Raw genomic sequence first — 4,771 nt, 5'->3', positions numbered from 1 at the left:
GGTCAGGGCTTGGTGAGGTCCAGGGTGGCGGCGTCGCCGGCGGGCCGGCCCTCGTCCTCGCCGAGGAGGTCGCGGGCCATCAGGGTCGCCCCCGCGACCGCCCCCGGCATCAGGAAGACCGCCACGAAGGGCACCAGGAAGCACGCCGCCAGCGGCGCCCCGAAGCCCCACACCAGCAGTTTCCGCGACCGAAGCAGCCGCAGCCGCTCCCGCAGCCGGACGTCGCGCCGCTGCAGGGCCACCGAGGTCAGCTCCTCGGTGAGGAAGAACCCGGTGACGAACAGGCCGATCACCGGCACCGCCGTCTGCCCCACCACCGGGACGAACCCGCAGCAGAACAGCAGCAGCCCCCACAGCGCCGCGCGGACCATCACCCGCAGGCTGTCCCGCGCGGAGATCCACAGCTCCCGCAGCAGCGGGAGGTCGGAGACGGCGGCCGTGCCGTCGGGCGACACGTCGCGGTCGACCCGCTCGGAGAGCGCCTCGTAGAAGGGCTGGCCTATCAGCAGGGTCATCGCGGTGAAGGTGAGCACCGCGGCGAGCAGAGCCGCCGCCCAGAGCAGCACGGTGAACGCCACGCGCACCACGTCGGCCCAGGTCTGCGACCAGTCGTCGGCGAAGGGCGTCGCCCAGGCGACCAGGTCCGCGCCCCAGACGGCCAGCGCCACCAGCAGGCCCACGTACAGGACCAGCGTGATCAGCCCCGGGACGAGGCCGAAACCGTACTGCCTGCCGTGCCTGGCCACCCAGCGCTGGCCCTTGAACAGATAACCGAAACCGACCCCGAGATCACGCATGCCGGGAACTCTAGCGGTGCGCCTTCCGGAGCGACCAGGCACCATGGAACGCATGTCCCATACACCTGAACTTCCCGCACAGAGCCGCGCCTGGCACCTGCTGAGCCGCCCGGTCGGCGAGCCCAAGCCCTCCGACTTCGCCCTGGTCGAGAGCGAGCTCCCCGAGCTGAAGGAGGGCCGGGTCCTCGTCCGCAACCTGTACTTCTCGGTCGACCCCTACATGCGCGGCCGCATGTCGGACGCCAAGTCCTACGTCGCCCCGTTCGAGCTGGACAAGCCCATGCAGGGCCACGCGATCGGCGAGGTCGTCGCCTCGAACTCCCCGGACCTCGCGGTCGGCGACCACGTGGTGCACATGCTCGGCTGGCGCGACTACGCCTCCCTGGACGCCCGGCACGCCACGAAGGTGGACCCGGACGCCGTCCCGCTCTCCGCCTACCTGGGCGTCCTGGGCATGACCGGCCTGACCGCCTACGCGGGCCTGTTCCGGGTGGCGTCGTTCAAGGAGGGCGACAGCGTCTTCGTCTCCGGCGCGGCCGGCGCGGTCGGCTCGCAGGTGGGCCAGATGGCGAAGCTCAAGGGCGCCTCCCGGGTGATCGGCTCGGCCGGCTCCGCGGACAAGGTCCGGCTGCTCACCGAGGAGTACGGCTTCGACGCCGCCTTCAACTACAAGGACGGCCCGGTGAGCAAGCAGCTCCGCGAGGCCGCGCCGGACGGCGTCGACGTCTACTTCGACAACGTGGGCGCCGACCACCTGGAGGCGGCGCTCGGCTCGCTGAACGTTGGCGGCCGCATCGCGGTCTGCGGCATGATCGCCGTCTACAACGCCACCGAGCCCGTCCCGGGCCCGCGCAACCTGGCCCGGCTGATCCAGACCCGCGGCCGCATCGAGGGCTTCCTGGTCGGCGACCACGAGGACCTGCGCCCGGCGTTCGTCGAGGAGGCCGGCGCCTGGATCCGCTCCGGCGAGCTCAAGTACCGCGAGACGGTGACCGAGGGCATCGAGAACGGGCTGGACGCCTTCCTCGGCATGCTGCTGCGCGGCGACAACGTCGGCAAGGCGGTCGTCAAGGTCTGACGCCCTCGCCGCCCCCGCCACGGGGCAGGCCCGGCCCTGCCCCGTGGCCCCGGTTCGGTGAGGGAGGCCGCCGGAGCGTCCGACACGGTGCGCGCGAGCACACCGGCGGTGAGGTGGACGCCGTCGGCGACGGTGTCCAGCGCGAACGCGAACACCCGCGCGCCTTGCACCTCGTGGATCCCGCTCTCCTCGGCGATCTCCCGCACGGCGGCCGCCTCGCAGCTCTCCCCCGGTTCGAGATGGCCGCCGGGCAGGCACCACGAGGCCGGCTCGCCCCGCTTCAGACGGTGGCCGAGGAGAACGCGGCCGTCCGGCCGCAGCAGGATCGCGCCGACGCCCACCACGGGTCGGCGGCTCGGCTTCGGGGAAGAAGTCACCGACGCACCTCCACGTCCCGCGGCACCGAGGCAGCGGCATAGTGTTCGCTGATCGCCGCCGTCACGATGCCAGGGCACGGCCTCGCGGGCAAACCTCGACCGCGTCGTCAGGGCGATGTCCGTCCGGGGTCACCGGTCGGGGCGGGCAGGCGGGCGGGGACGGTGTTGCTCACCTGCTGGAAGACCACGGACGTGCGGAAGCCGGTGATCTCACCGCGCTTGCTGAGCCGGTCGGTCAGGAAGGAGTGCAGGTGCTCGAGGTCCTGCACCGCCACGTGCAGCAGGAAGTCGTCGCCTCCGGAGAGCACGAACACGTGGAGCACTTCCGGCAGGCCGCTGGCGAAGCCCTTGAAGGCGTCGATGACGTTGCGGCTGAGCGGGCGCACCTGAACCGACACGAGCGCCTGCACACTGCGGTTCAGGGCCGCGGGGTCGATGTCGGCGTGGTAACCGCGGATGACACCCCGCCGGTGGAGCGCCCGGACCCGCTCCAGGCAGGTCGAGGGGGCGATGCCGAGTTGCCGGGCCAGCTCCCGGTTGGACGTCCGCGCATTCGTCTGGAGTAGTCGGACGATCGCCGAATCAAGTTCGTCCATGACCGGCAACGGTACCCAACTTCACGCACTTGTTCGGCCGTTGCCCCGATTCCCGCACCACCCGTGCAGCATGGCGTCCGTCAACCGAACCGATGAAGGGAGGACGGTCGCATGCTGCACCACGAGCAGGTCGCCCTGCACACGGGTGAGCGTTCGGGGCTGCCGGTGATGGTGGCCATTCATTCCACGGCGCTCGGTCCGGCAGCCGGCGGTCTCCGGCTCTGGCACTACCCCGACTGGCGGGACGGCCTCGCCGACGCCCTGCGCCTGTCGGCCGCCATGACCGCCAAGTTCGCGGTGGCCGGGCTGCCCAGCGGCGGAGGCAAGGCCGTCGTGGTCCTGCCCGGGCCGGGGGAGCTCGACCCCCGTCGGCGCCGCGCGGTGCTGCGGGACGTGGCGGAGGTCATCACCTCGCTCGGCGGGCGGTACGCCACGGGGCCGGATGTCGGTACCGGCCCCGACGACATGGCGCTGATCGGGGAGATCACCCCGCACGTGTTCTGCCGGCCGGTGCACCTGGGCGGCAGTGGCGACTCGTCCCCGCACACGGCGCAGGGGACTCTTGCCGCGCTGCGGGCCGTCTGCCGACGGCTGTACGGCACGGCGAGCATGGCAGGAGTCCGTCTCGCGGTGATGGGGCTGGGGCACGTCGGCGCGGGCCTCGCCCGCCTTCTCGCCGCAGAGGGCGCCGCCCTGACGGTGACCGACATCGACCCGGCCGGACGCGGCATCGCCGACGAGCTCGACGCCCTCTGGTGCCCGCCCGACGAGATCCTCGCCGCGGACGTGGACATCCTCGTCCCGGCGGCTCTCGGATCCGTCCTGACCGGGCGGACCGTGGCCGAGCTGCGCTGCCGTGCTGTGGTGGGACCGGCGAACAAAAAGCTCGCCTCCCCTGACGTCGCCGACCTGCTGCATCACCGTGGCATCGTGTGGGTGCCGGACCATGTCGCGAGCGCGGGCGGAGTCATCAACGCCGTCAGCACCGAACTGCAGCGCGTCGGCGCCGACCAGGCCCACGCGCGGGTCCTCGCCATCGAGGACACGGTCCACGACCTGCTGGACGCCGCCAGCCGTCACGGCCGGACCCCGGCCCAGGCCGCCGACGAGCTGGCCCTGCGCCGCATGCGCGGTGCCCGGGCCGCGGTCGGCTCCGCCACGTCGAGGGGGCGGACATGGGAGATCTGACCAGGAGGGGGGACCTGTTCGGCGGCGCCGAGGGGGCCCACCGGTTCACCGGCCCGACCACGGGCGACGAGAGACGCATCCTGCTCAACGTCCTGGGGGCCCAGCGCGCCACACTTCATCTCAAGTGCACCGGCCTGGGACCGGAGTTGGCGCTGCGGACCGTGGAGCCGTCCACGCTCTCGCTGCTCGGACTGGTCCGGCACCTCGCCGATGTGGAGCGCCGCTGGTTCCGGCGGGTCCTGGCCGGGCAGGCCGCGCCGCCCCTCTTCTCCTCGCCGGCCGATCCGGACGGTGACTTCGACGGCGCCGTGGACGTCCCCGGGGCCGTCGAGGCGGCCATGCGGGCCTGGCGGACGGAGGTGGCCTTCGCCGAAGGATTCGCCGCCCGGGCTCCGGACCTCGATGTCGAGGGTAAGGATTCCTGGCGCGGAACCGTGTCCTTGCGCTGGGTCCTCATCCACATGATCGAGGAGTACGCCCGCCACAACGGCCACGCCGACCTGCTCCGCGAACGCATCGACGGGGCGATCGGCATGTGAGACGGAGACGGAGACGGTCCGGTCAAGGGCGCCGCAGGCCGCGGCCCGCTTCGGCGAACGCGCCGCCCGCCACCGGGCCGGCCTCACCTCGCCGCACTCGTCCTCCGGCTCCGCGGACCCGGCCGGGACCGTTCGTCGGACCGGTCCTAGGTGCACCACCACAGCACCCGCTCGCAGGTGGGCGAGGGGGTGGGGG

General features: G+C 72.6%; 5 protein-coding genes and 1 pseudogene. 3 read left to right on the top strand and 3 right to left on the bottom strand.

From position 1 onward, the window contains the following. Window positions 1-2 precede the first annotated feature (2 nt). Window positions 3-797 carry an EI24 domain-containing protein gene (locus ACOV8S_RS09835; protein WP_448317419.1) on the bottom strand — a complete coding sequence of 265 codons (795 nt, stop codon included), beginning with the start codon at window positions 795-797 and terminating at the stop codon, window positions 3-5. A 52-nt stretch (window positions 798-849) separates the two neighbouring features. Here ACOV8S_RS09835 and ACOV8S_RS09830 point away from each other — a divergent pair, with 52 nt between their 5' ends. Next, window positions 850-1,875 carry an NADP-dependent oxidoreductase gene (locus tag ACOV8S_RS09830; protein ID WP_448317418.1) on the top strand — a complete coding sequence of 342 codons (1,026 nt, stop codon included), beginning with the start codon at window positions 850-852 and terminating at the stop codon, window positions 1,873-1,875. Between the two features lie 179 nt (window positions 1,876-2,054). On the opposite strand, the pseudogene ACOV8S_RS09825 reads toward ACOV8S_RS09830, so the two are convergent. After that, window positions 2,055-2,216 (bottom strand): annotated as a pseudogene (locus tag ACOV8S_RS09825) (NUDIX domain-containing protein); the annotation flags it as partial. Window positions 2,217-2,359: 143 nt separating this feature from the next. Then, window positions 2,360-2,848, bottom strand: coding sequence for an Lrp/AsnC family transcriptional regulator (locus ACOV8S_RS09820; protein WP_448317417.1), 489 nt, complete (start codon window positions 2,846-2,848; stop codon window positions 2,360-2,362). A 111-nt stretch (window positions 2,849-2,959) separates the two neighbouring features. Here ACOV8S_RS09820 and ACOV8S_RS09815 point away from each other — a divergent pair, with 111 nt between their 5' ends. Together ACOV8S_RS09815 and ACOV8S_RS09810 are read left to right on the top strand one after the other, a co-directional pair. Further along, a complete protein-coding gene (locus tag ACOV8S_RS09815) occupies window positions 2,960-4,036 on the top strand; it encodes a Glu/Leu/Phe/Val family dehydrogenase (protein ID WP_448317416.1) in 1,077 nt (358 codons plus the stop codon). After that, window positions 4,024-4,575 (top strand): DinB family protein, encoded by a 552-nt coding sequence (locus tag ACOV8S_RS09810; protein ID WP_448317415.1) that lies wholly within the window; start codon window positions 4,024-4,026, stop codon window positions 4,573-4,575. Before ACOV8S_RS09815 ends, ACOV8S_RS09810 begins: the two co-directional genes overlap by 13 nt. Window positions 4,576-4,771 lie beyond the last annotated feature (196 nt).

It is taken from the genome of Streptomyces sp. CO7 (genome assembly GCF_053474865.1).
The sequence above is the reverse complement of the archived record's forward strand: the minus strand, read 5'-3'. Positions and strand labels throughout refer to the sequence as shown.